Below are 25,734 nucleotides of genomic sequence, written 5' to 3' on the forward strand. Positions count from 1 at the left end.
TTTCTCTATCTAGGGGTTTATTAATGAGTGATATGCACTCGCTGCTGGTGGCGGCAATTTTGGGTGTGGTCGAAGGATTGACGGAATTTTTACCCGTTTCCAGTACTGGCCATATGATTATTGTTGGCCACCTGTTGGGTTTTGAGGGTGACACTGCAAAAACATTCGAAGTGGTTATCCAGTTAGGTTCTATCCTGGCCGTTGTGGTGATGTTCTGGCGACGTCTGTTTGGCCTGATCGGCATTCACTTCGGCAAGGCTCCGCATGAAGGCACTGGCAAAGGTCGACTGACGCTGGGACATATCCTGTTGGGGATGATTCCAGCCGTGGTACTGGGGCTAATCTTCCACGACACCATCAAATCGCTGTTTAACCCGATCAACGTGATGTATGCGCTGGTGGTGGGGGGTGTACTGCTGATTGCCGCGGAATGCCTGAAGCCGAAGGAGCCGCGTGCGCCGGGGCTGGATGATATGACCTATCGCCAGGCGTTTATGATTGGCTGTTTCCAGTGTCTGGCGCTGTGGCCGGGTTTTTCTCGCTCCGGGGCGACGATTTCTGGCGGCATGCTGATGGGCGTGAGTCGTTACGCGGCCTCTGAATTCTCCTTCCTGCTGGCCGTGCCGATGATGATGGGCGCGACGGTGCTGGATCTCTACAAGAGCTGGTCTTTCCTCAGCGCATCAGATATCCCGATGTTTGCAGTCGGATTTGTGACGGCGTTTATCGTGGCGCTGGTGGCGATCAAAACCTTCCTGCAACTGATTAAACGCATCTCGTTCATTCCGTTTGCGATTTACCGCTTTATTGTGGCGGCTGCCGTTTACGTCGTGTTCTTCTGATGACTTACCGTGGTGCCGGATGGCGGCGTTCTGCCTTATCCGGCCTACGGGTTATATCCGTTTCGAACCTGTAGGCCGGATAAGCACAGCGCATTCGGCAACGCAGTGTCTACGCTTTCGGGCAACGCTGCTCCTTCCAACTGGCTACCGCCGCGATGCGACGTCGGGTCAGTTCTTCACGAATTGCCTGACCTTTGAATCCAGCTTCAACCACGTCTTTCGTTGGCACCGCCTGCGCAACCTGCCAGGCTTCGCGCAACAGTCTGCCTTGCGGATAATCTGCCGCTTCAAAACCGGTTCGCCCACGCACATCAGCCTCGCTGGTGAGGGCGATTTGCTCCACGCGCTGCGGTTTGCGCCAGGCATCGATGGAATCAAACAGCTTAACGATAGTTTTCGGCTGCAGGATCGGGAAGGTATGAATGAGGTCGTGGAACTCGGAAACCAGTTTGGCTAAATCACGGATGTCATTCGGCACGCGCAGGCGCTGGCACAGTTGTTCGACAAGCTTAACACCTGCCGGACCGTGGCCATGATGGCGCGGCCACAGCGCTTTAGGCGTCAATGCCTTGCCAAGATCGTGGCACAGCGTAGCAAAACGCACGTCGACCTCCGGACTTAACATGGCTGCCATCGACAGCGTCATCAGCGTGTGAATGCCGGTGTCGATTTCCGGATGCCACTGTGCGGGGGCTGGAACGCCAAACAAAGCATCCACTTCCGGAAACAGGACGCGCAGTGCGTCGCAGTCGCGCAGGACCTGGAAAAATACCTGTGGGTTACGGGTGGTTAATGCGCCTTCGGTTTCTTTCCACACCCGCTCTGGTGTCAGATGCTCCAGTTCACCAGCGGTGGTCATGTCACGCATCAGCGTCATGGTTTCGTCAGCGATACGAAAACCGAGGTGCGCATAGCGGGCAGCAAAGCGCGCCACGCGCAGCACGCGCAGCGGATCTTCGCTAAAGGCAGATGAAACATGGCGCAGCAGACGGTTTTCCAGATCGTCGCGTCCGTTATACGGGTCGATAATCTCCCCGTCGTCATCGCGGGCGATTGCGTTGATGGTCAGGTCACGACGCTGAAGATCGGCCTCCAGCGTGACATCTGCGGCGGCATAGCAGGTGAACCCGGTATACCCCGAGCCTGACTTACGTTCGGTACGCGCCAGCGCATACTCTTCGCGGGTTTGCGGATGCAGAAACACGGGAAAATCGCGGCCTACCTGCTGGTAGCCCGCGTCGAGCATCTCTTGCGGCGTGGCGCCAACAACAACCCAATCTTTATCTTTAATCGGTAGCCCTAATAACGCATCCCGAACAGCACCACCGACCAGATAAATCTTCACGCCACTTTCCTTTTGAAAACTATGATCCCTTAATCATATGTCAGTGTGGCGGAGAAGGCGATTCAGTTCATCCAGCGATCTTTGCGTTTACGGCTTGGGATCATGTGTGGCAGAACCAGGCCGAGCAGCAGACCAAGACCCAACACGCCGCCACCGTACATAAACCACTGCATGATGATGGTGCGCTGTTTGTCATCAAGCTGAAGGTTGGCTGCGCTGACCTTCTTTTGCGCCACGATAAGCTCGTTTTTCAGCTTCTGGTTTTCTTGTTTCAGTCCGTCGATCACGCTGTCGCTTTGCGCGACCTTTTGCTGCATATCGGCGGTGCGCTGGTTCCACGTGGTATCGATATTATTGAGCTTATCGGTCAAGGTCTTAACCTGGTTTTCCAGGTCGGGAACGCGGGTACGCAGGCTCGGCGTACTGTTCAGCTCTTTCAGCGGGATCCAGGCGGTACGACCGGTGCTGTCTTTCACCTGGCCGTAGTTAGTGTTGGCATCGGTCTGTAATAGCGTGACTTCCTCGCCGGCGTTAACCGTACCCACGAGGCGATAATTATCTCCCGGACCGCTGCGGACCCAGGTGTTCAGTTCGTCAGAGACATAGCGCTTTTCTTCGGCATGAGAGACTGCAGTGGCGCTAAGTGCGAGTAAAGTTAATCCAATCAGGCGTAATTTTGGCATCAGGCTGTCGTTATTGTCATAGAAAGTGGAACGATAGTAGTGGCATCAGTGTCTCTACGCAAAGCATTCGACATCAATCGGAATCATCTGTGTCCTTTTTGCCACCACTCGAAACTTTTACGCCCGTCAAATTGCTCGTTGCATGGCAATTTGGCGCAAAATACTATCTACTGACCATAAAGAACGAACTTAGTTCGCAGTCAGTTTTCTCAACTGTGACATAACCCATAAGTACAAGACCATGGCCCAGGAAATCGAATTAAAATTTATCGTCAATAGTGATGTTGTAGATGCGCTACGTGAACGTCTGAATACGCTGGGGGGAGAGCATCATGCGCCCAGTCAGTTGCTGAATATCTACTACGAAACACCGGATGCGTGGTTGCGTGGTCACGATATAGGGCTGCGTATTCGCGGTGAAAATGGTCATTACGAAATGACCATGAAAATTGCCGGACGCGTGACGGGCGGACTGCACCAGCGGCCGGAATATAACGTTGCGCTAAACGCGCCTGAGCTGGACCTCACCTTGTTCCCAACGGAAGTCTGGCCTGACGGCGAGCTGCCTGCTGAACTTGCTTCTCAAGTGCAGCCGTTGTTCAGCACCGATTTTTACCGTGAGAAATGGTTGGTTGATGTTGATGGCAGCCGGATTGAAATGGCCCTCGATCTGGGGGAGGTGAAAGCGGGCGAGTTTGCAGAACCTATCTGTGAGCTTGAACTTGAACTGCTAAGCGGCGATACCCGTGCGGTACTGAAGCTGGCAAACCAGCTGGTTTCGCAAACCGGTTTACGCCAGGGTAGCTTGAGCAAAGCAGCGCGCGGTTATCACCTGGCTCAGGGGAATGCGCCGCGCGAACTCAAACCGACACGCATTTTGAAAGTTCCGGCGAAAGCGAGTATTGAGCAGGGGCTGGAAGCGGCGCTGGAGCTGGCATTATCACAGTGGCAGTACCATGAAGAGCTGTGGGTGCGCGGCGTTAAAGGGGCGAAAGCCGAGGTGCTGGCGGCTATGGGCCTGGTGCGTCACATTCTGATGCTGTTTGGCGGTAATGTGCCGCGAAAAGCGAGCGCTCACTTACGTGATTTGTTGACCCAGTCGGAAGCGATCATTTCGTCGGACGTTTCTGCTGTTTCGGCGGTTTACAGCACGCAAACGGCAATGGCCAAGCTGGCGCTGACCGAATGGCTGGTGACCAAAGGATGGCAGCCGTTCCTTGATGCGAAGGCGCAGGGAAAAATTGCCGACTCCTTTAAGCGTTTCTCGGATACCCATCTTTCACGCCATGCCGCTGAGCTGAAAACCGCTTTTGCGCAGCCGCTGGGCGATCAGTACGCCGATCAGCTTCCACGTTTGACGCGCAACATTGATAGCATGCTGATGCTGGCGGGATACTACGATGAAAATGTCGCATCAGAATGGATCGCCAACTGGCAGGGTTTGCGCCACGCCATTGCGGCCAACCAATATATTGAAATTGAACACTTCCGTAACGAGGCAATTGCACTGGAACCGTTCTGGCTGCACAGCGGAAAACGATAATCAGGGCCGAGGCCGGGATGCCTGATGGCGCTGCGCTTATCAGGCCTACGCGATGTGTGTAACTGTCATGTAGGCCGGATAAGGCGAAAAGACGCATCCGGCACCATTCAAAGGATAACCCGTAAATGAAGCAGCTCTCTTCACCGTTACAGCAGTACTGGCCGACCGTTGTTGAGCGGCTGCCAGCAGCAATATCTGAGTCCTCGCTTAGCGTTCAGGCGAAGTCAGTACTTACATTCAGCGATTTTGTCCGTGACAGCATTATTGCCCATCCCGAATGGCTGGCTGAGCTGGAAAGCGCTCCACCCCTGGCGGATGAATGGCAACACTATGCCGACTGGTTACAGCAAACATTGGCTGACGTTAGTGATGAAAACACGCTGATGCGTGAGTTACGCCTGTTTCGCCGTCGCATTATGGTGCGTATCGCCTGGGCACAGACGCTGTCGCTGGTGACCGAAGAGAGTATTTTGCAGCAGCTAAGCCATCTGGCTGAAACGTTGATCGTCGCCGCGCGCGACTGGTTATACGCTGCCTGCTGTCGCGAATGGGGTACGCCCTGTAATCCTGAAGGTGTGGCGCAGCCGCTGCTGATTTTAGGCATGGGGAAACTGGGCGGCGGCGAGCTGAATTTTTCCTCCGATATCGACCTGATTTTTGCCTGGCCAGAACATGGCAGCACACAGGGCGGGCGCCGCGAGCTGGATAACGCCCAGTTCTTTACCCGTATGGGCCAGCGGCTCATTAAGGTATTAGATCAGCCCACAATGGATGGGTTTGTCTATCGGGTGGATATGCGTTTACGCCCGTTTGGTGACAGCGGTCCGTTGGTACTGAGCTTCTCTGCGCTGGAGGATTATTACCAGGAGCAAGGGCGCGACTGGGAACGCTATGCGATGGTCAAAGCCCGCATTATGGGCGATGCCGACGGCACTTACGTCAGCGAGCTTCGTGCCATGCTGCGGCCTTTTGTTTTCCGTCGCTATATTGATTTCAGCGTGATCCAGTCGTTGCGTAACATGAAAGGGATGATTGCGCGTGAAGTGCGCCGCCGTGGTCTGAAAGACAACATCAAGCTGGGGGCGGGCGGTATTCGCGAAATCGAATTTATCGTGCAGGTATTCCAGCTGATTCGCGGCGGACGTGAACCGTCGCTGCAATCCCGCTCGCTGTTACCGACGCTTAGCGCCATCAATGCGCTGCACCTGCTGTCTGATACCGATACGGAACAACTGCGAGCAGCCTATCTCTATTTACGCCGCCTGGAAAACCTGCTGCAAAGCATCAATGATGAACAGACCCAAACGTTGCCAGGCGATGAACTGAATCGCGCGCGGCTGGCGTGGGGGATGAACGTTGATGACTGGCAGCAATTAACTGATGTGCTGGCCAATCATATGGACAACGTACGCCGGGTATTTAACGAGCTGATTGGCGATGACGAAGCTGAAAGCCAGGAAGAGTCGCTCTCAGAACAGTGGTGCGAACTGTGGCAGGACGCCTTACAGGAAGATGACACCACGCCGGTGCTGACGCATCTGGCGGATGACGATCGCCGGCGCGTGCTGTCTCTGATTGCTGATTTCCGCAAAGAGCTGGATAAACGCACCATTGGCCCACGCGGACGCCAGGTGCTGGATCATTTAATGCCGCATCTGCTGAGCGATGTCTGTACGCGTGACGATGCCTCAGTCCCGCTATCGCGCATTACCCCGCTGCTAGTGGGGATCGTTACCCGTACGACCTATCTGGAGTTGTTGAGTGAATTCCCCGGGGCGCTGAAGCATCTGATTTCGCTCTGTGCGGCCTCGCCGATGGTCGCCAGCCAGCTGGCGCGGTATCCGCTGTTGCTCGATGAACTGCTGGATCCGAACACCCTGTATCAACCTACCGCGACGGATGCTTACCGTGATGAGCTGCGCCAGTATTTGCTGCGCGTGCCGGAAGATGACGAAGAGCAGCAACTTGAGGCTCTGCGCCAGTTTAAGCAAACGCAGTTACTGCGTATTGCCGCGGCCGATATCGCCGGTACACTGCCGGTGATGAAGGTGAGCGATCATTTAACCTGGCTGGCGGAAGCTATTATTGATGCGGTAGTCCAGCAGGCGTGGACGCAGATGGTCGCGCGCTACGGTCAACCCACTCATCTTAGCGAACGTGAGGGGCGTGGTTTTGCCGTCGTCGGCTATGGCAAACTGGGCGGTTGGGAGTTGGGTTACAGCTCGGATCTCGATTTGATCTTCCTGCATGACTGTCCGATGGACGTGATGACGGACGGTGAGCGTGAGATTGACGGGCGACAGTTCTATCTGCGTCTGGCGCAGCGCATTATGCACCTCTTTAGTACCCGTACTTCGTCCGGTATTTTGTACGAAGTGGATGCGCGTTTGCGTCCGTCAGGAGCGGCGGGGATGCTGGTGACATCAGCTGACGCTTTTGCCGATTATCAGCGTAACGAAGCCTGGACATGGGAGCATCAGGCTCTGGTGCGTGCTCGCGTAGTGTACGGCGACCCGCAGTTGACCTCTCAGTTTGATGCGATTCGTCGCGATATCATGACCCTCGTCCGTGATGGGAAAACCTTGCAGACCGAGGTGCGCGAAATGCGTGAGAAAATGCGTGCCCATTTGGGTAATAAGCATCGCGATCGTTTTGATATCAAAGCGGATGAAGGCGGCATCACAGATATTGAGTTTATTACGCAGTATCTGGTGCTGCTCTATGCGCATGAAAAACCGAAGCTGACGCGCTGGTCGGATAACGTGCGCATTCTGGAATTACTGGCGCAAAACGACATTATGGACGAGCAGGAAGCGCTGGCGCTTACCCGTGCTTATACGACGTTGCGTGATGAACTTCATCATCTTGCGTTGCAGGAACTTCCAGGCCATGTGGCGCTGGAGCACTTTGACGCTGAACGTACGCTGGTGCGTGACAGCTGGCGGAAGTGGCTGGTTGCCGAGTGAAGTGTGCTATTATCGCGCGCAAATTTTAAGACCCTCAGAGAATCTCTCAGGAGACAGGAATGAAAGTAACGCTGCCAGAGTTTGAACGTGCAGGAGTCATGGTTGTCGGTGATGTGATGCTGGATCGCTACTGGTACGGTCCTACCAGCCGTATTTCACCTGAAGCGCCGGTTCCGGTGGTGAAGGTCGATACCATCGAAGAACGTCCCGGTGGCGCAGCAAACGTGGCGATGAACATTGCCTCTCTGGGAGCGAATTCGCGTCTGGTGGGCCTGACCGGTATTGACGACGCGGCGCGTGCGCTGAGCAAAACGCTGGCGGATGTGAACGTAAAATGCGATTTCGTTTCCGTGCCGACCCATCCGACGATCACCAAACTGCGCGTGCTTTCCCGCAACCAGCAGCTGATTCGCCTGGATTTCGAAGAAGGTTTTGAAGGCGTAGATCCGCAGCCTCTGCACGAGCGTATTAATCAGGCGCTGGGTTCTATCGGCGCTCTGGTGCTCTCCGACTACGCCAAAGGCGCATTGGCAAGCGTGCAGCAGATGATTGCTCTGGCGCGTAAGGCTGGGGTGCCGGTGCTTATCGATCCGAAAGGAACCGATTTTGAACGCTACCGTGGCGCAACGCTGCTGACGCCGAACCTGTCTGAGTTTGAAGCGGTGGCGGGCAAGTGCAAAAGCGAAGATGAACTGGTTGAACGCGGCATGAAAGTGATTGCTGATTTCGACCTTTCCGCACTGCTGATCACGCGCTCCGAACAGGGGATGACGCTGCTGCAGCCGGGAAAATCGCCGCTGCATATGCCGACGCAGGCGCAGGAAGTGTATGACGTGACCGGTGCGGGCGATACGGTTATCGGCGTGCTGGCGGCGACGCTGGCGGCGGGTAACTCACTGGAAGAGGCGTGCTATTTTGCTAACGCCGCAGCCGGTGTTGTCGTCGGTAAGCTGGGGACCTCTACCGTTTCTCCGATTGAACTGGAAAACGCCGTGCGCGGTCGGGCTGATACAGGCTTTGGCGTGATGAGCGAATCTGAGCTGAAACAGGCCGTTGCCAGCGCCCGCAAGCGCGGCGAGAAAGTGGTAATGACCAACGGCGTGTTCGACATCCTGCATGCGGGCCACGTTTCCTATCTGGCGAATGCGCGCAAGCTGGGCGATCGTCTGATCGTGGCGGTAAACAGCGATGCTTCGACCAAACGTCTGAAAGGCGAAACGCGTCCAGTCAACCCGCTGGAACAGCGTATGATCGTGCTGGGCGCGCTGGAATCCGTCGACTGGGTGGTCTCTTTTGAAGAAGATACGCCGCAGCGTCTGATTGCTGGCATTCTGCCGGATCTGCTGGTCAAAGGCGGCGACTATAAGCCAGAGCAGATTGCGGGCAGTGAAGAGGTGTGGGCGAACGGCGGTGAAGTGCTGGTACTGAACTTCGAAGATGGCTGCTCCACGACAAATATCATTAAGAAGATCCAGAAAGACAGCGATAAATAACACCTGAAAAGTTTGCCGGATGGCGGTGTGAACACCTTATCCGGCCTACGTGACGTAACGTTTGTAGGCCGGATAAGACGCTTTCGCGTCGCCATCCGGCATTTTTACGTTTTATTCTTGAGCCACAGCGCTACTTTCCACTGATTTTAACAGCTCGGCCAGTGCTGACAGCGAACCGCTGGACAATCCAATTTCACTTAACAGCGAGTCAATCAGCGGCGCTTGTGTACGATAAGGAAGAGTTGTCGGAAACTGTGAACCAGAACGTTGATTTGCGCACAATATGTACAGAATAACTTCGTATCCAGGGAAATACTGAAATTAGAAAAAGCATATGGCCTTAGCAGATATTCAATAACTGGAGGGTATGCTCATGAACAGCAATATGTATTCACTGAACAATTTCGATTTCCTGGCCCGTAGTTTTGCCAGGATGCAGGCTGAGGGCCATCCCATTGATATCCAGGCGATAACCGGGAATATGGATGAAGAACATCGTAGCTGGTTTTGCAAACGCTATGCGCTGTACTGCCAGCAGGCGACGGAAGCCAGGAAGCTAGAACTGGAACACTAACAGAAAAACGGGCCTTGCGGCCCGTTGTCGTTTTTACTCTTGCGGATCAACTGACGGGATCGCGGGGGCTGGCTTAACTTCTGCCGTTTTATCACGTGATTCAAGCTCAGTCAGACGTTGCTCAAGCAGCGCCAGCTTTTCACGCGTGCGCAATAAAACCTGAGTCTGTACATCGAATTCTTCGCGGCTTACCAGATCCAGACGGGTCAGCTGTGACTGCAGCGTTTGACGAATTTTCTTCTCTACGTCTTCGCCAAACTCGCGGATCCCTTTCGGCATCGACTCGTGAACCTGACGAGCAATCTGCTCAATTTTTTTCGGGTCAATCATTGTGGTTTCCCTGAACTGGTACGTGTTGCTGCCTATTGTAGTGCGAACTGGCACAGGCATAAACCAGAATTGTGTGAAGCTAAGACGAGTAAAGGCGTTGATGAAGGTAATCAATAGCGTTATAGTTAACCCGCTTATTCTCAGGGCGGGGCGAAATTCCCCACCGGCGGTAAATCAACAGATGTTGAAAGCCCGCGAGCGCTTTTTGTTACGGCAAAAAGGTCAGCAGATCCGGTGTAATTCCGGGGCCGACGGTTAGAGTCCGGATGGGAGAGAGTAACGATCCAGTCGGGCATGGACCCGCTCACGTTATTTTTTTGCCGCTTAGACGGTACTCCTAAGACTGCCCTGATTCTGGTAACCATAATTTTAGTGAGGTTTTTTTACCATGAATCAGACGCTACTTTCCTCTTTTGGTACGCCTTTCGAACGTGTTGAACATGCGCTGTCTGCGCTGCGTGAAGGACGCGGTGTAATGGTGCTTGACGACGAAGACCGTGAAAACGAAGGCGATATGATTTTCCCGGCAGAAACCATGACCGTAGAACAGATGGCGCTGACCATCCGTCACGGTAGCGGTATTGTTTGCCTGTGCATCACTGAAGACCGACGCAAACAGCTCGATCTGCCAATGATGGTGGAAAATAATACCAGCGCTTACGGTACCGGTTTTACCGTGACCATTGAAGCCGCAGAAGGCGTGACCACCGGTGTTTCCGCTGCAGACCGTGTTACAACGGTGCGTGCGGCAATTAAGGATGGCGCAAAACCTTCCGATCTTAACCGTCCGGGGCACGTTTTCCCGCTGCGTGCTCAGGCAGGCGGCGTGTTGACCCGAGGTGGTCATACTGAAGCAACCATCGACCTGATGACGCTGGCAGGGTTTAAACCAGCCGGTGTGCTGTGCGAACTGACCAATGATGACGGCACCATGGCCCGTGCGCCAGAGTGCATCGAATTTGCCGGTAAGCATAATATGGCTGTAGTGACTATCGAAGACCTGGTGGCTTACCGTCAGGCGCATGAGCGCAAAGCCAGCTAATTGCTGACTACCGCGACAACCGTGGTAGGGATAAAAAAAACCGAAGTCAGTTTTCTGACTTCGGTTTTTTGTTATTACAACCTGGCTATTTTTTTCTGGCCAGTTTAAGTGCCCAGGCTCCGCTCATTACCAGCAACAGCACTAAACATAAACCAAAAGCGAGCAGGCAAGCCTGCGCCATATTCATAAAATGCCATGGCGGGAGCAGATACCAGCCTTCGGACTGCTGGTACAGATCGACAAACCACTTTTGCATACTGCTAAGCGCTACGCCATCAGGAACGACAGGTGCGTCATAGCCGCAATCTCCAGTGGGCTTAAACCATTCTGGAGCCCAGTTTGCCAGCGGCAAATTGAAAGGGAATGTCGGATCGGTGGAACATCCCTGTACGCCAAAGAGCGAATCTGGGTCCGGGTTATGTACCGCATAATGAATGCCATTAAGTTTGATGGAGAACTTAATGCCCATAATGCTGCCATAAAATGCCGCAATGCAGCCGACCAGTTTTAGAATGAGGTTTTTAGGGTTTATTGCCGCGATCAGCCCACCGAAAACCATCACAAACATGGCAAAGCGGATGTATACACATTGCTCGCAAGGGGCCATGTAGAGATATATTTGGAAGAACGAGTGCGCCAGAATAATTAACCCACCCATGGCACAAGCCATCAGTAACCACAGAAAGCGCCGTTCCTGCCATCTCACCAGGGTATTAACCGGTGTGGTACATAAGTCTCGCCACAATCCTTTGATAAAATCCATAGCCGGTTCCCTGTTTATTTTGTCGCCAGCTCTCTGACAAGCTCAGCCATGGAATCAATCGATTTGATGCTTTTGGTGTAGATCAGGTACTTACCATTGACGACGTAAGCCGGAACCCCCTGGATTTTGGCAACATCATAAGCCGCTTTCCATTTTTCCAGTGTCTCCTGGACTACGGGTTCTTTTAAGGCGACCTCGAAATCTGCTTGACTCATACCCGCAGCATCCAACCCTGTTTTGATGAATGAAGCGGGATCTTTACCGTCAGACCAGCGTTCTTTCTTATCGTGGTAGGCAGTGTAGTAAGCAAACTTAGCTTTTTTGAACTGTGATTTGGCATCAAACAATGAAATTCCTGCGGCCTGATCCTTAGCAATCATTACTGCAAATACTTCACTGGCCTGTTTGCCGTATTCTCCTTTGGTCTCGAGATGAAACGGTGTGAAGGCGACGAGATCGGCAACTTTATCTGACACCGGACCGGTCACGGCTTTATCATATTTGTAGCAGAATGGGCAGGCGTAGCTGAATACTTTGATCAACGTTTTATCAGCATTGGGAATCGGTTTCTCCAGCACCATATAGTCAGTACCTTCAGTAAAAGCCGATGCTGCAAATGGTGATACCAGCGCTGCCGTTAATACCACGCTTTTAAATAATGAAGTAATCCATTTAGATGACATAATTAATCCTTAACCTAACGAAATTATTTAAACATTTGTTGTGGGCGAACCAGTAATGCGCGGTAGTGCGTTTGGTTTGGTTTATCGGAAAGGACATCAATTTCGACTTTGACTTCTTTTGTTTTGTAGTCAATTTCGTTGATTTTGCCGATGGTAGGCTGTCCAACATCAAATAAATTAATAGAACCACCAAATCCAAACATCGTGTCGCGGTCTTTTTGATATTCAATTACCGACGTGATAGGACTGTAAAAATCATAACCGCGCTCTTTCCCGTATTCCCAAACTTGCTGAACGGTTCCTTTTTTCTCGTCAATTTTATATTCGACGAACCGGGAGTATTTCATTGTTGGTAGCGCTGGTTGTTCGAGTCCACGGCCATCGCCATTGTCAAAGATGGTTAGCGTTCCTTTGCTGGAGAGCCATGCGGTGTGTTGGGTGTAGGTAAAATCGAAATCAGTATTCTCGCACTTACCGTTTTCATCACACTTCAGCGCGCTGCCCTTATCATCAACCGGTTTTAACAGTTTGCTTGCCAGCGCCTTATTCCAGCCTTTAGACGGTGCCAGGATCCATTTCACCTGTTTATCGCGACCGATTTTGACGACACCCTGATGTCGGGAAGAAAGAATGATGGAGTCATCTTTAGCGTCATAGGCAATGGAGTTTACGTGAGCCCAGTTACGGCCCGCACCAACGCCGAGGGCGTCACCATAGGGGGTATCTGGCTCTAGTTTTGCCTGTTGGCCTGCATGAGCGAGATCCACGTTGACACATACCGCGCCTGCGTCCAGAGCACCCAGCAGCGCGTCACGCATCGGGTCGAGAATTTGTGTCAGATCCCATACGTCAACAACACGTCCAGATTTATCGACTTCAATAATCTGGTCGCGGATGGTATGTACGTGAAGGCCATCTTCTTTGCGATAATCGCGTTTACCTACGCGTAGCAGTACGGTGCCGTTCACTGTTTCGACCGACTCATGTGAAGCATCCAGGAATCCGCGTGGCAGCTTATGGTCGGCCAGAACTTGCCCCAGCATATCGAATTCATACCAGTGCTGGCCCTGGACGGCGGTGAAGGTGCCTCGCGGTGTTTCACGAATACCCATCAGGTAGCCGCGTTTGTTGATATCCATGTCATGGCCGTCATAGAAGGTGTCCTGATCCAGCCACCACCGATATTCACCTTCCGTATCGACGACAAAGGTAAAGGGTGCGATATCAAAGGGGAGTGCTCCGCCAGCAGGACCCGCATCCAGGATGCCGGCATTTTTATCTTTTTCACCATGCCAGTGGAATTCTGCACCCTGCGGGGTAAAGGTGTGGGTATTCACCAGATAAAGACGATCTTCAAAACCCGGTGCTACTTTAATCACTTTTGTTTGCTGTAAATCAGATATAGAGCGGTTATCCATGTAGTGATTTACGATGGCGGAAGTTTGCACCACATAATCATCTTTCATGGCCTTACCGTTTTCTTTATATTCAACGGTTACCTTATTTGCGAACTTTTGATAAAGGCCAAAAATAGGAATGCCATCGTACGTGGCGAGTGACTCTTTGCCGACGGTATAAGTCACCGGAACGCCTTTTTCACCTTTACCATGGACGGTAACTTTAACATCTGAAATAACGTGGCTATCTAATTCAACCAGCGCAGTAAGCGGGGCATTTCCATAAGGGTCAACTACTATTGCGCCCAATTTTCCTGCAGGTTGGGCCGGTTGAAAACCAGCGGCAAGAGAGTTTCCTGCTGATAATCCAAATGTCAGTGCCAGAGTCCCTGCCAGAAGTGTTTTTCGGTATTGTGTAAACATGGATATATCTCCTTATATTACCTATAAATATAATATTGCTGAATATATTATGTTTTTACTATTTGATAAAATAAAGCAGCATTGCTAATACTATTTTTGTAATGCCTTAATTAATATTGATGAAATGTATTATTCTGCAGGAACTAATTTTTATTATTTTTTTTGATAGTATGAGTGAGATATTTTAAGAACAATATTTATTATTGCGTAGTGTGATCTTGTCGACATTGTTTTAATTGTTTATAACGAGTTTAGCTAATAGCGTAGCCGCTGATTTATATGATCGAAATCATATATTTGTTTCTGAAATATGCCACTATATGAGTATGTCAGAATAAGTTTGTGTAAAATTTTAACGTTAAATGTTTAATGATGTTAAATTTTAAGGGTAAAAGAATGTTTATTGCCTGGTATTGGATTGTATTAATTGCACTCGTTGCGGTGGGGTATTATTGCCATATGAAACGTTATTGTCGGGCATTCCGCCAGGACAGAGATGCCTTACTTGAAGCGCGAAACAAACTCTTTCGCCGCTCTGGTGAAGATAACAGCGCGGTTAAGGAACAGGATTAGTCCTTCATATTCTGCTATGGATGAGCGGATGCTGTAAATTTGCAGGGTGGCATCCGCCCTCTGGATTATCCGATTCCCATCGACTGGAGGATGACGAGGCTTAATCCCATCACCGACATTCCACATAACACCCCATAACTAGGATTATTATTGGGATCGATCTCTTTTGCCAACGGCATCAATTCATCGACGGACAGCGCCACCATAATACCTGCGACAGCCGCCATTATTGCCGCCATCACCACTGGTGATATAAGGCTACCGAGAATTAACCACGCCAGTACGCCGCCCAGTATTTCTGCCATACCTGAAATCCCTGCCCAGAATATCGCCGTACGTTTGGAGCCTGTGGCGGCATAGACGGGACCCGCCACCGCTAATCCTTCAGGAATATTGTGCAATGCAACAGCGAGGGCAATACCAAAGCCCAGCTCAAGGTTGCTACTGGCGGTAACAAACGTCGCAATCCCTTCAGGAAAGTTGTGCAGGCTGATGCCGAGCGTTAATAAAATCGCGGTGCGTTTAATAGAGCCGGGTAGAGGCTGCGTTGTTTTTTGTACCAGATCCTGAGGGTGCGCGTGCGGCAATAGACGGTCCAGGCCAAAGTAGCCCAGTAAGCCGACGATAAACATTCCGTAGCCCAGCACTGGCGACATACCTTCAGCGGCCAGCGCAGCAGGTAGCATCTCCATAAGGGAGATCAGTAACATAATCCCGGCGGCGAAGCCTAAAGAAAAGGCGAGAACGCGGTTAGACGGTTTTTGCCCTAACACGCCGAGAAATGCGCCGATAAACGTGGCGGCACCTGCCAGTAAAGTCAGAAGTAAAGGTACTGACATCGACAAATAAAACTCCTTATCAATCTGCTGTCCGGGTTAGATCGTCAAAATAACTGATGATCTTCATCATGGTTATCTGAGTTCTTCATCAACCGAATAAGCGTATTGTGGTGGTATCAAAATGACTCCCTCAGTAAGGATATCATCATGTCTTCAACTCGTATGCCAGCATTGTTTTTGGGTCACGGTAGCCCGATGAATGTTCTGGAAGATAACGTTTATACCCGTGCCTGGCAGCAACTGGGGGAAACGTTGCCGCGTCCGAAAGCCATTGTGGTTGTCTCTGCGCACTGGTTCACCCGTGGAACGGGTGTGACAGCGATGGAAGCCCCCAAAACGATCCACGATTTTGGCGGTTTTCCGCAAGCATTATATGACACCCATTACCCGGCTCCTGGCTCGCCTGAACTGGCGCAGCATCTGGTTGACTTACTTGCTCCAGTGCCTGTGACCCTGGACAAAGAAGCCTGGGGTTTTGACCACGGTTCCTGGGGCGTGCTGATCAAGATGTATCCGAATGCGGACATTCCGATGGTGCAGTTGAGTATCGACAGCACCAAACCCGCGTCATGGCATTTTGAGATGGGCCGTAAGCTGGCGGCACTGCGTGATGAGGGCATTATGCTGGTGGCCAGTGGTAACGTGGTGCATAACCTACGTACTGCGCGCTGGCACGGTGAGAACACGCCATATCCGTGGGCAACCTCATTCAATGATTATGTTAAGGCTAACCTGACATGGCAGGGACCGGTTGAGCAGCATCCGCTGGTGAACTATCTCGATCATGAAGGTGGATCGTTGTCGAACCCGACGCCGGATCACTATCTGCCGCTACTGTATGTTCTCGGGGCTTGGGATGGTAAAGAGTCTGTCACGATCCCGGTTGATGGTATCGAGATGGGAAGTTTAAGTATGTTGTCGGTGCAGGTTGGATGATGAATGCCCGATGGCGCTACGCTTATCGGGCATTAAGTTCGTGCCGTAGGCCGGGAAAGGCGGAGCCGCCTCCCGGCACTCTCAATCATTCGACAAAAATATGCGGATAGAAACGTGACAGATCCTGCGTGATCAACGCGCGGTCTTCACGAATGCCGATCCCGGCTGGTTGATCGTTGATTAGCCAGCTGCCAATCAGCATATAGCTGTCGCCAAACTTCGGTAGCTGATGGAACTGCTGCACGATCATGCCTTCTTCACCGTACGGTCCTTCCACGGATTCGATCGTTTTACCGTTCTCAACAATGGAGACGTTAGCTCCCTCGCGCGAGAAGATCGGTTTGACGACGAATTTATCCATCTGCGGATGGTCGTCTTCGGCAAAGTACGCTGGCAGCAGGTTCGGATGGTCCGGGAACATTTCCCATAACAGCGGTAACAGTGCTTTGTTGGAAATAATGCTCTTCCAGGCCGGTTCCAGCCAGCGAACGCCAGCGTCTTCCAGCTTGGTGGAGAACATTTCACGCAGCATGAATTCCCACGGATAGAGCTTGAACAGGTTAGCGATCACCTGATCCTGCATATCGGTGAACTGGCCTTTTTCACCAAGACCAATATCTTCTACATAGAGGAATTCTGTAGTGATCTCTGCTTCGGCTGCACAATCCTGCAGATACTGGATCGTACCGCGATCTTCTACCGTGTCACGACAGCAGGTCAGATGAAGCAGTTGAAAACCATACTGCTCACGCAGCTCGGTGAAACGCTCGATCAGTTTTTCCTGCAGACTGTTGAACTGATCGCTGCCTTCCGGCAGATTGCCTGCATTGAGCTGATCTTCCAGCCAGATCCACTGGAAAAACGCGGCTTCGTACAGTGAGGTTGGCGTATCGGCGTTGTTTTCTAAAAGCTTGGGTTCACCCGTGCCGTCCCACGCCAGATCGAGGCGCGAGTAGAGCGACGGTTGCTGTGTCTGCCAGGACTGGCGGACAAAGCCCCAGGTATGCTTCGGAATGCGAAACTTCGTCATCAGCTCATCGCTGGCGATGACCCGTTCCACCACTTTGAGGCACATCTGATGCAGCTCTGCGGTGACCTCTTCCAGCTTTTCGACCTGAGCAAGCGTGAGCTTGTAGTACGCGTCTTCACACCAGTACGGCTCGCCGTACATCGTGTGAAAGTTGAAACCGTATTCGGTGGCTTTATCGCGCCAGTCCGGGCGCTCAACAATACTGACTCTTTCCATGGCGATCAGCCACCCATTGAACGTGTGGTGGTACCGCTTGCGCTACGCTGCATGGTGCTCTGTTTAGCCACAGATTCGCCAAATCCACCGCGGGTTACGGTAGAGGTGGTGGCCGGTTTCGGCGCCATGGCGGTTTTCGGTACGGTCATGGTGCGACCCGGCGTTGCTGCGCCGTAGTTTTTGCCGCCTGCATCCGTATATTTGCCGTATGCCGGGCTGGCCGGATTTTTCGAGCTGAACAGCGGCTGCTGAGCGCCCATACCGCCACCCATCATGCGGCCCATCATATAACCGGCCATCAGCGGCATCCAGAAGCTGCCGCTGCTTTGATTCTGCGCCTGAGCCTGACCTTCACCGGTCGGCGCCATACCTGCCTGTGCAGGTGCCTGCTGGCACTGGCCTTCGCCAAATTCAGCGATACAGTCTTCGCGAGTGGCGTATTTTGGCGCGGTGCGTTCAGCTTCTTTCAGCGCATTGTTAAACGCGGTGGTACATTCGGCGCTTTTACCCGGATTAGCTGCAGAGCAGTCGTCCGCGTTCTGATAAAGCGAAACAGTTTCGTCACTCTTTTCACAGCCCGCGAGCATAAACACAGCGGTAACTGCCAAAGCGACAGGAGTCAGGTGGCGTGCGCTCCAGCTTTTGCGGAACGAGGCGTGATGTATAGATTTTGTCCGTTTCATTTATGTCTTCCAGGACCCAGTGGTAACTTTGCTCAGAATAGTGGATGACTGGTCGAAATTGAAGCGTTAAGAGGCGAGAATGCGGAAGAAGGGGGAGATCTTTACGTTGTCTTACGTTCAGACGGGGCCGAAGCCCCGTCATCAGCATCAGTTACGGAACGGGTTGTTGCCGTTGCTGCTGGTTGAACGTGCGGCCGTTGGCTGAGCCGCAGGCATATTGCCAGTGCTGTTAAAGTCATTCACCGCGGCATCTTGCTGCGGATTTTGCGGTGCTACGCTATCCGGAGAAGTTGGGATCGGTTTACCCAGCGTATTGTTCAGCGCCACCAGATCCTGCTCGTTCAGCGTACCGAGCGCAGATTTGACGTTAAGCTGATTAATAAGATAGGTATAACGCGCATTCGCCAGTTGCTGCTTGGCGTTGTACAGCGTGGTGGTGGCATCCAATACATCCACGATGGTACGGGTACCTACGGAATAGCCGGCTTCCATTGCATCTAAAGAGCTTTGGGCAGAGACAACCGCTTGTTTGTACGCGTTAATGCTACTGATGGAAGCATTAATGTTGTTGAACGAAGAACGCACGGTTTGCACCACGCTGCGGTGCGCGCTTTCCAGTTGTTCGCTCGCGCCAACAAAGTTGTACTGCGCTTGTTTCACCTGCGAGTTAACCATTCCGCCCTGGTACAGCGGCAGCGAGAAACTCAGACCGATTTTGTTCTGGCCTTCATTGCTATCGTCATAGCGTGTACCTGCATCACTGGCACGAGTTTTAGATCCGCTGTAAGAGGTATCAGAAATGCCGGTTGAGGCAGTCAAATCCAGGGTTGGTAAGTGACCATCCTGCGCCTGACGAATCTGCTCACGCGCCAGATCCTGGCTTAAACGCGCCTGCAATAAAGACAGGTTGCGGTTTTCCGCTTCTTTCAACAGTGCATTCACGGCCTGTGGCTTGTTGGTTTTAAAGCCGTCAACGTTCAGCGAGGCCAGTTCCGGGTAGTAGTTACCGGTCACCTGACGCAGCTCTTCCACCGCGTTGTCCAGATCGTTACGTGCGGTAACTTCATTTGCCAGCACGGTATCGTATTGCGAACGGGCGTTTTGTACGTCAGTAATGGCGACCAGGCCGACGTTAAAACGCTGTGTGGTCTGATCCAACTGACGGTAAACTGCGTCTTTCTGTGCCTGGGTGTATGACAGCACGTCAATCGCGTTCAATACTTTAAAATAAGCGGTAGCGGTATTCAGGATCAGCGTTTGCTGATCAGTCTGATACGTCACATCCTGGATGCCCGCTGATTTTTCTTGCAGCGTCAGGGCACGCCATTTCGACATGTCGAACAGCGTTTGAGTCAATTGTAATGACGCGCTGGTTGCATTGGAGTTGACGCCATTTGAATCACGATAGCCATTGCTGTAGGTGTAATCGGCACCTAAACCCAGTTGCGGCAGTAATGGGCTACGCGCTTCGTTAATTTTTTCGAATGCAGCATCGCGATCGGCGGCGGATTTACGCAATTCCGGGTTGCTCAGGCGTGCTTGCTGATAAACCTGCATCAGGTTTTCTGCCTGGCTCAAAGTACTGAACCCCGACAGGCTCAGGCCGATAAGGATGGGGAGCAATTTCTTCATTTGCATTCCTTGTTGTGAAGCAGTATTTAGCGCTGATCAAATTGTAAAAATATTTGCTGATTCTAGCAGAATCCGCCACTTCAAAAAGTTGGCGTTACGTGCCATACGGCGTTAATTTGCATCAATTTAACACAAGGGCGTTCAAACATCAGTCAAACGACCTTGAAATTCACATTTTAATCACCATTGGTTTCAGGACAGCACAATGCGTAAACCAGACAACTTGCCAATGACTTTCACTAAAAATGATGTAGAAATTATTGCACGAGAAACGCTATACCGCGGTTTTTTTTCACTGGATCTTTATCGGTTTCGCCACCGCCTGTTCAACGGGGGGATGAGCGGTGAAGTAACGCGCGAAATTTTTGAGCGCGGACATGCGGCAGTCTTGCTACCCTTTGACCCTGAGCGAGATGAAGTTGTGCTGGTCGAGCAGATCCGTATCGCGGCATTTGATACCAGCGAAAGCCCGTGGTTACTGGAAATGGTGGCCGGGATGATCGAAGAGGGCGAAACCGTTGAAGATGTAGCCCGTCGTGAAGCAATGGAAGAGGCCGGGCTGGAAGTTAAACGGACGAAGCCCGTTCTGAGCTATCTGGCAAGCCCGGGTGGCACCAGTGAGCGCCTGTCTATTTTAGTCGGCGAAGTGGACGCCACGACCGCGAGCGGGATCCATGGTCTGGCTGATGAAAACGAAGATATTCGTGTTCATGTGGTAAGCCGGGAACAGGCTTACCAATGGGTAGAAGAGGGGAAAATCGACAACGCAGCGTCTGTCATCGCCTTGCAATGGTTACAGCTGCACTATCAAGAGTTAAAAACTGAGTGGAAAAAATGAAGCGTTACACACCTGACTTCCCTGAAATGATGCGTCTGTGCGAAACCAACTATTCGCAATTACGCCGCCTGCTGCCACGTAATGATGCAGCCGGTGAAACAGTGAGCTATCAGGTAGCAAACGCACAATATCGGTTAACGATCGTGGAATCGACCCGATACACTACGCTTGTTGCGATCGAACAAACGGCACCGGCCGTCACATACTGGAGCCTGCCTTCATTGACCGTGCGCCTGTATCATGACGCAAGGGTGGCTGAAGTGTGTTCAAGTCAGCAGATCTTTCGCTTCAAAGCGCGGTATGATTATCCAAATAAAAAGTTGCATCAACGCGACGAAAAGCATCAAATTAATCAGTTTCTGGCCGACTGGTTACGGTACTGTTTAGCACATGGAGCGATGGCGATTCCGGTTTATTAGCGTCGTGAAACCTAAGGACACCATTTGGAAAGCCTGTTAACCCTTCCTTTGGCTGGTGAGGCCAGAGTCAGGATCTTACAAATTACAGATACTCACCTGTTTGCCGAAAAGCATGAAACGCTGCTGGGTGTGAACACCTGGGACAGCTATCAATCCGTACTGGATGCAATACATGCAGAGTCGCCTGAGTACGATCTGATCGTCGCGACAGGTGATTTGGCGCAGGATCAATCCGCTGCGGCTTATCAGCATTTTGCTGAGGGCATCGCAAGTTTTCGTGCGCCCTGCGTTTGGCTACCGGGTAATCACGATTTTCAGCCGGCAATGTACAGCGCGCTGCAGGATGCGGGCATTTCCCCGGCCAAACGCGTTTTCATTGGCGAACAGTGGCAAATATTGTTGCTGGACAGCCAGGTGTTCGGCGTTCCCCACGGTGAGTTAAGTGAATTCCAGCTCGAATGGCTGGAGCGTAAACTTGCTGATGCGCCAGAGCGTAATACCTTGCTGCTTCTGCATCATCATCCTCTGCCTGCGGGCTGCAGCTGGCTCGATCAGCACAGTCTGCGTAATGCCGCTGAGCTGGATAACGTGCTGGTGAATTATCCTCGCGCCAGGTATCTATTGTGCGGGCATATTCATCAGGAACTGGATCTGGACTGGAACGGTCGCCGTCTGCTGGCGACGCCGTCGACCTGCGTGCAGTTTAAACCGCACTGTTCCAACTTCACATTGGATACCATCAGCCCAGGCTGGCGGACGCTGGAGCTTTTTGCCGACGGGACGTTGCAGACTCAGGTACGTCGTCTGCAGGGTAATCGGTTCCACCCTGATACCGCTTCAGAAGGCTACTGATGTCTACGCTTCTCTATCTTCACGGATTTAATAGCTCTCCTCGTTCGGCGAAGGCGTGTTTACTGAAAAACTGGCTTGCGGAACACCACCCGCACGTTGAGATGATCGTGCCGCAGCTACCTCCGTATCCTGCGCAAGCCGCAGAGATGCTGGAATCGATCATTCTTGAACACGGCGGAGAGTCGCTGGGGATTGTCGGTTCCTCTTTAGGCGGCTATTACGCCACCTGGCTGTCGCAATGTTTTATGCTGCCGGCAGTGGTGGTGAACCCTGCCGTACGGCCTTATGAACTGCTGGTCGACTATCTCGGTCAAAACGAGAACCCCTACACGGGGCAGCAATATGTGCTAGAGTCACGCCATATTTACGATCTTAAAGTCATGCAGATTGACCCGCTGGAAGCGCCGGATTTGATCTGGCTGCTCCAACAAACGGGCGATGAAGTGTTGGACTACCGCCAGGCGGTGGCGTATTACGCCTCCTGCCGTCAGACAGTTATTGAGGGCGGAAACCACGCATTCACGGGCTTCGAAGATTATTTCAACCCGATTGTCGATTTCCTTGGACTGCACAGTTTCTGACGATCAATTCGAATTGCTTATTTAAACCATGACGCAAACTTATAACGCTGATGCCATTGAGGTACTCACTGGGCTTGAGCCGGTACGCCGTCGCCCTGGGATGTACACCGATACGACCCGTCCGAACCATCTTGGGCAGGAAGTGATTGATAACAGTGTGGATGAAGCACTGGCGGGCCACGCAAAACGCGTGGACGTGATCTTACATGCCGACCAGTCTCTGGAAGTCATTGATGACGGACGCGGCATGCCGGTAGATATTCACCCTGAAGAAGGCGTTCCGGCGGTTGAGCTGATCCTCTGTCGTCTGCACGCGGGCGGCAAGTTCTCTAACAAGAACTACCAGTTCTCCGGTGGTCTGCACGGTGTGGGTATCTCCGTTGTTAACGCCCTGTCCAAACGTGTGGAAGTGAACGTGCGCCGCGACGGGCAGGTATACAACATCGCGTTTGAGAATGGCGATAAAGTGCAGGATTTACAGGTTGTCGGTACCTGCGGCAAACGCAATACCGGGACCAGCGTGCACTTCTGGCCGGATGAAAGCTTCTTTGACAGCCCGCGTTTTTCTGTTTCGCGCTTAACGCACGTACTGAAAGCAAAAGCGGTACTGTGCCCAGGCGTTGAGATCACTTTTAAGGATGAGGTCAACAACAGCGAACAGCGCTGGTGCTACCAGGACGGTCTGAATGACTATCTGAGCGAAGCGGTGAATGGCCTACCGACGCTGCCGGAAAAACCGTTTATCGGTAATTTCAGCGGTGAGACGGAGACGGTGGACTGGGCGCTGCTCTGGCTGCCGGAAGGCGGCGAGCTGCTGACCGAAAGCTATGTGAACCTGATCCCAACCATGCAGGGCGGTACGCACGTTAACGGTCTGCGTCAGGGACTGCTGGATGCGATGCGCGAGTTCTGCGAATACCGTAACATCCTGCCGCGTGGCGTGAAGCTGTCGGCGGAAGATATCTGGGATCGCTGTGCTTATGTGTTGTCGGTAAAAATGCAGGATCCGCAGTTTGCCGGACAAACCAAAGAGCGCCTCTCTTCGCGTCAGTGTGCGGCATTCGTCTCTGGCGTGGTGAAAGATGCATTCAGTTTGTGGTTGAACCAGAACGTGCAGTCAGCCGAACTGCTGGCTGAGATGGCGATTTCCAGCGCGCAGCGTCGTCTGCGTGCGGCGAAAAAAGTAGTGCGTAAAAAGCTGACCAGCGGTCCGGCGCTGCCGGGTAAACTGGCGGACTGTACCGCACAGGATCTTAATCGCACCGAACTGTTCCTTGTCGAAGGTGACTCCGCGGGCGGATCGGCCAAGCAGGCGCGCGATCGTGAATATCAGGCGATCATGCCGCTGAAAGGTAAGATCCTCAATACCTGGGAAGTCTCTTCCGATGAAGTGCTGGCTTCGCAGGAGGTTCACGATATTTCCGTGGCGATCGGTATCGATCCGGACAGCGACGATCTAAGCCAATTGCGCTACGGCAAGATCTGTATCCTGGCGGATGCGGACTCCGATGGCCTGCACATCGCTACGCTGCTGTGCGCGCTGTTTGTGAAGCACTTCCGCACGCTGGTGAAACACGGTCACGTCTACGTGGCGCTGCCGCCGTTATACCGTATCGACCTCGGTAAAGAGGTGTATTACGCGCTGACGGAAGAAGAGAAAGCGGGCGTACTGGAGCAGTTAAAGCGCAAGAAAGGCAAGCCGAACGTGCAGCGCTTTAAAGGTCTGGGTGAAATGAACCCGATGCAGCTTCGTGAAACTACACTGGATCCGAACACCCGTCGCCTGGTGCAGCTCATTATCGATGATGAAGACGATCAGCGTACCAACGCAATGATGGATATGCTGCTGGCCAAGAAGCGTTCTGAAGATCGTCGTAACTGGTTGCAAGAGAAAGGCGACCTGGCGGATCTCGAAGGGTAATTGCATGTAGAAAAGCCGGAGACGGGCGTAAAATGCCTTATCCGGCTCTCATCTGACGAAGCGATTTATGCCGGATAGCTAAGCGTCACCCGGCAAATCGACAATCTTAAATGCCCGACTCCAGAATACGAATATTCATGTCCAGCACGTCACCTTTCACGGCTTCGCTGTAGGCTTTCATATGCGGGGTCTGCAAATGCGCTTCAAGATGCGCGATGCTTTCCCACTGCTCAACCATCACGATTGAATCTGGCGCTGTGGTCTGAAAACTCACACCTGCGGCATGATCCACCATCGGCGCATAGCCGTGGCAGCCTTCTTCTTTCAGTACGGTCGGAACGATTTTGGCAAACTGATCCAGTACCGCCTGGCGGTGATGTTGACCTGGACGTGTACGGATTTCTGCAATAACGGTAAGCATGGTTAACTCCTTCTAATTCCAGGTTACCAGTTAACCAAAAATTTCGGTCAGATGCTTGCGATATTCTGCGATATAACGCGGGACGTCCGGCATTTTAATCACGTCATTGGTGATAAAGGTCGGCAGCGCTTCCATTCCCAGGAACTGGTTTGCTTTATGGAACGGGAGATAGACGCCATCAACGCCAACGCCATGGAAGAACTGGTCTTTTTCAGTGAAGGCTTCCATCGGTGCGTTCCAGGTCAGGGACAGCATGTATTTTTTGCCCTGAATCAGCCCGCCGGAGCCGTATTTTTTTGAGGCATCTGAACGTGTGCGGCCGTCGCTGGCGTACAGCGTACCGTGACCTTCGGTAAACACGTCATCGATGTATTTTTTCACGGTCCACGGTGCGCCCATCCACCAGCCTGGCATCTGCCAGATAACCGCATCGGCCCAGACGAAATTCTGCACTTCTGCTTTTACGTCATAATCGCTGTCTGCGCGTACGACTTTAACATCATGCCCGAGGTCGCGCAGGATACCGTCCGCGACCTCGGTCAGGGTGTCATTCAGTTGACCATTAGAATGGCCGAATTTTTTCGCCCCGTTGATAATCAGAATGTTGCTCATTTTGTGTCCTCAAGGAAATACGTTTGAGGACGATTTTACTCCCACCAGCGGTACGGTGAAATTAGCAAAATGTGCAAAGTCTTTTGCTATATGAGCA

General features: G+C 52.3%; 25 protein-coding genes, 1 pseudogene and 1 riboswitch. Of the genes and pseudogenes, 13 read left to right on the top strand and 13 right to left on the bottom strand.

Going from position 1 to position 25,734, the window contains the following annotated elements:
* The first annotated feature begins 23 nt into the window (after positions 1-23).
* Positions 24-842, top strand: coding sequence for an undecaprenyl-diphosphate phosphatase (gene bacA, locus LY264_RS03460; RefSeq protein WP_048225564.1), 819 nt, complete (start codon positions 24-26; stop codon positions 840-842).
* Between the two features lie 109 nt (positions 843-951).
* Here the strand turns inward: bacA and LY264_RS03465 are convergent, their stop codons facing one another.
* Positions 952-2,187: a multifunctional CCA addition/repair protein gene (locus LY264_RS03465; protein WP_048215522.1), complete on the bottom strand. Its 1,236-nt coding sequence runs from the start codon at positions 2,185-2,187 to the stop codon at positions 952-954.
* Between the two features lie 62 nt (positions 2,188-2,249).
* Positions 2,250-2,870, bottom strand: coding sequence for a TIGR04211 family SH3 domain-containing protein (locus LY264_RS03470; protein ID WP_003828434.1), 621 nt, complete (start codon positions 2,868-2,870; stop codon positions 2,250-2,252).
* A gap of 241 nt (positions 2,871-3,111) precedes the next feature.
* Here LY264_RS03470 and LY264_RS03475 point away from each other — a divergent pair, with 241 nt between their 5' ends.
* From LY264_RS03475 to hldE, 3 genes are all read left to right on the top strand, one after another.
* The gene (locus LY264_RS03475) at positions 3,112-4,413 is read left to right on the top strand and encodes a CYTH domain-containing protein (RefSeq protein ID WP_048225562.1); all 1,302 of its coding nucleotides are present in this window, start codon (positions 3,112-3,114) and stop codon (positions 4,411-4,413) included.
* A gap of 125 nt (positions 4,414-4,538) precedes the next feature.
* Entirely contained in the window at positions 4,539-7,379 is a 2,841-nt protein-coding gene (gene glnE / locus LY264_RS03480; RefSeq protein WP_071692250.1) for a bifunctional [glutamate--ammonia ligase]-adenylyl-L-tyrosine phosphorylase/[glutamate--ammonia-ligase] adenylyltransferase, read from the top strand.
* Positions 7,380-7,438: 59 nt separating this feature from the next.
* Complete coding sequence (gene hldE, locus LY264_RS03485) at positions 7,439-8,872, top strand: bifunctional D-glycero-beta-D-manno-heptose-7-phosphate kinase/D-glycero-beta-D-manno-heptose 1-phosphate adenylyltransferase HldE (RefSeq protein ID WP_048215525.1); 1,434 nt, start codon at positions 7,439-7,441, stop codon at positions 8,870-8,872.
* A gap of 111 nt (positions 8,873-8,983) precedes the next feature.
* Here the strand turns inward: hldE and LY264_RS03490 are convergent.
* Positions 8,984-9,112: pseudogene (locus LY264_RS03490) on the bottom strand (hypothetical protein); the annotation flags it as partial.
* Positions 9,113-9,239: 127 nt separating this feature from the next.
* On the opposite strand from LY264_RS03490, the gene glgS reads away from it, so the two are divergent.
* On the top strand, positions 9,240-9,446 hold the full coding sequence (gene glgS / locus LY264_RS03495) for a cell surface composition regulator GlgS (RefSeq protein WP_008785836.1): 207 nt from the start codon (positions 9,240-9,242) through the stop codon (positions 9,444-9,446).
* Positions 9,447-9,479: 33 nt separating this feature from the next.
* Here glgS and ubiK read toward each other — a convergent pair whose 3' ends face one another.
* Positions 9,480-9,776, bottom strand: a complete 297-nt coding sequence (gene ubiK, locus LY264_RS03500) for a ubiquinone biosynthesis accessory factor UbiK (protein WP_048215526.1) — start codon at positions 9,774-9,776, stop codon at positions 9,480-9,482.
* Positions 9,777-9,908: 132 nt separating this feature from the next.
* A riboswitch (FMN riboswitch) is annotated at positions 9,909-10,058 on the top strand.
* Positions 10,059-10,164: 106 nt separating this feature from the next.
* On the opposite strand from ubiK, the gene ribB reads away from it, so the two are divergent.
* Positions 10,165-10,818 (top strand): 3,4-dihydroxy-2-butanone-4-phosphate synthase, encoded by a 654-nt coding sequence (ribB, locus tag LY264_RS03505; RefSeq protein ID WP_003828424.1) that lies wholly within the window; start codon positions 10,165-10,167, stop codon positions 10,816-10,818.
* An 85-nt stretch (positions 10,819-10,903) separates the two neighbouring features.
* Here ribB and dsbI read toward each other — a convergent pair whose 3' ends face one another.
* Genes dsbI through LY264_RS03520 form a run of 3 tightly spaced genes read right to left on the bottom strand, consistent with a single transcriptional unit; the run spans position 10,904 to position 14,084 of the window.
* Positions 10,904-11,581, bottom strand: coding sequence for a protein-disulfide oxidoreductase DsbI (gene dsbI, locus LY264_RS03510; RefSeq protein ID WP_048225559.1), 678 nt, complete (start codon positions 11,579-11,581; stop codon positions 10,904-10,906).
* Between the two features lie 14 nt (positions 11,582-11,595).
* The gene (locus tag LY264_RS03515) at positions 11,596-12,264 is read right to left on the bottom strand and encodes a thiol:disulfide interchange protein DsbA/DsbL (RefSeq protein WP_048225557.1); all 669 of its coding nucleotides are present in this window, start codon (positions 12,262-12,264) and stop codon (positions 11,596-11,598) included.
* Between the two features lie 23 nt (positions 12,265-12,287).
* On the bottom strand, positions 12,288-14,084 hold the full coding sequence (locus LY264_RS03520; protein ID WP_048225556.1) for an aryl-sulfate sulfotransferase: 1,797 nt from the start codon (positions 14,082-14,084) through the stop codon (positions 12,288-12,290).
* Positions 14,085-14,480: 396 nt separating this feature from the next.
* Here LY264_RS03520 and LY264_RS03525 point away from each other — a divergent pair, with 396 nt between their 5' ends.
* On the top strand, positions 14,481-14,657 hold the full coding sequence (locus LY264_RS03525; RefSeq protein WP_071446370.1) for a hypothetical protein: 177 nt from the start codon (positions 14,481-14,483) through the stop codon (positions 14,655-14,657).
* Between the two features lie 65 nt (positions 14,658-14,722).
* Here LY264_RS03525 and zupT read toward each other — a convergent pair whose 3' ends face one another.
* Positions 14,723-15,496, bottom strand: a complete 774-nt coding sequence (gene zupT / locus LY264_RS03530; protein WP_003024600.1) for a zinc transporter ZupT — start codon at positions 15,494-15,496, stop codon at positions 14,723-14,725.
* Between the two features lie 147 nt (positions 15,497-15,643).
* On the opposite strand from zupT, the gene ygiD reads away from it, so the two are divergent.
* Positions 15,644-16,432: a 4,5-DOPA-extradiol-dioxygenase gene (ygiD, locus tag LY264_RS03535; protein WP_032945034.1), complete on the top strand. Its 789-nt coding sequence runs from the start codon at positions 15,644-15,646 to the stop codon at positions 16,430-16,432.
* 85 nt (positions 16,433-16,517) lie between these two features.
* Here the strand turns inward: ygiD and LY264_RS03540 are convergent, their stop codons facing one another.
* The 3 genes from LY264_RS03540 to tolC form a co-directional block, all read right to left on the bottom strand.
* The gene (locus tag LY264_RS03540; RefSeq protein ID WP_048225554.1) at positions 16,518-17,678 is read right to left on the bottom strand and encodes a glutathionylspermidine synthase family protein; all 1,161 of its coding nucleotides are present in this window, start codon (positions 17,676-17,678) and stop codon (positions 16,518-16,520) included.
* Between the two features lie 5 nt (positions 17,679-17,683).
* The gene (locus LY264_RS03545; protein ID WP_016154521.1) at positions 17,684-18,361 is read right to left on the bottom strand and encodes a DUF1190 family protein; all 678 of its coding nucleotides are present in this window, start codon (positions 18,359-18,361) and stop codon (positions 17,684-17,686) included.
* Positions 18,362-18,508: 147 nt separating this feature from the next.
* Positions 18,509-19,999 (bottom strand): outer membrane channel protein TolC, encoded by a 1,491-nt coding sequence (gene tolC / locus LY264_RS03550; RefSeq protein WP_171846113.1) that lies wholly within the window; start codon positions 19,997-19,999, stop codon positions 18,509-18,511.
* Between the two features lie 199 nt (positions 20,000-20,198).
* On the opposite strand from tolC, the gene nudF reads away from it, so the two are divergent.
* Genes nudF through parE form a run of 5 tightly spaced genes read left to right on the top strand, consistent with a single transcriptional unit; the run spans position 20,199 to position 24,604 of the window.
* On the top strand, positions 20,199-20,831 hold the full coding sequence (nudF, locus tag LY264_RS03555) for an ADP-ribose diphosphatase (RefSeq protein WP_048225550.1): 633 nt from the start codon (positions 20,199-20,201) through the stop codon (positions 20,829-20,831).
* Complete coding sequence (locus tag LY264_RS03560) at positions 20,828-21,250, top strand: DUF1249 family protein (RefSeq protein WP_003024582.1); 423 nt, start codon at positions 20,828-20,830, stop codon at positions 21,248-21,250. The genes nudF and LY264_RS03560 overlap by 4 nt, the downstream gene beginning before the upstream one ends.
* Positions 21,251-21,274: 24 nt before the next feature.
* Positions 21,275-22,102 (top strand): 3',5'-cyclic-AMP phosphodiesterase, encoded by an 828-nt coding sequence (gene cpdA, locus LY264_RS03565; RefSeq protein WP_008785825.1) that lies wholly within the window; start codon positions 21,275-21,277, stop codon positions 22,100-22,102.
* Positions 22,102-22,683, top strand: coding sequence for an esterase YqiA (gene yqiA, locus LY264_RS03570; protein ID WP_003024575.1), 582 nt, complete (start codon positions 22,102-22,104; stop codon positions 22,681-22,683). The genes cpdA and yqiA overlap by 1 nt, the downstream gene beginning before the upstream one ends.
* Positions 22,684-22,711: 28 nt before the next feature.
* A complete protein-coding gene (parE, locus tag LY264_RS03575) occupies positions 22,712-24,604 on the top strand; it encodes a DNA topoisomerase IV subunit B (protein ID WP_003024571.1) in 1,893 nt (630 codons plus the stop codon).
* A 106-nt stretch (positions 24,605-24,710) separates the two neighbouring features.
* On the opposite strand, the gene LY264_RS03580 is transcribed toward parE, so the two are convergent.
* Positions 24,711-25,025, bottom strand: coding sequence for a putative quinol monooxygenase (locus LY264_RS03580; RefSeq protein WP_003024557.1), 315 nt, complete (start codon positions 25,023-25,025; stop codon positions 24,711-24,713).
* Positions 25,026-25,055: 30 nt separating this feature from the next.
* Complete coding sequence (locus LY264_RS03585) at positions 25,056-25,637, bottom strand: NAD(P)H-dependent oxidoreductase (protein ID WP_003828397.1); 582 nt, start codon at positions 25,635-25,637, stop codon at positions 25,056-25,058.
* Positions 25,638-25,734 lie beyond the last annotated feature (97 nt).

It is taken from the genome of Citrobacter portucalensis (genome assembly GCF_023374935.1).
In the GTDB taxonomy this organism is placed as follows: Bacteria; Pseudomonadota; Gammaproteobacteria; order Enterobacterales; family Enterobacteriaceae; genus Citrobacter; species Citrobacter portucalensis.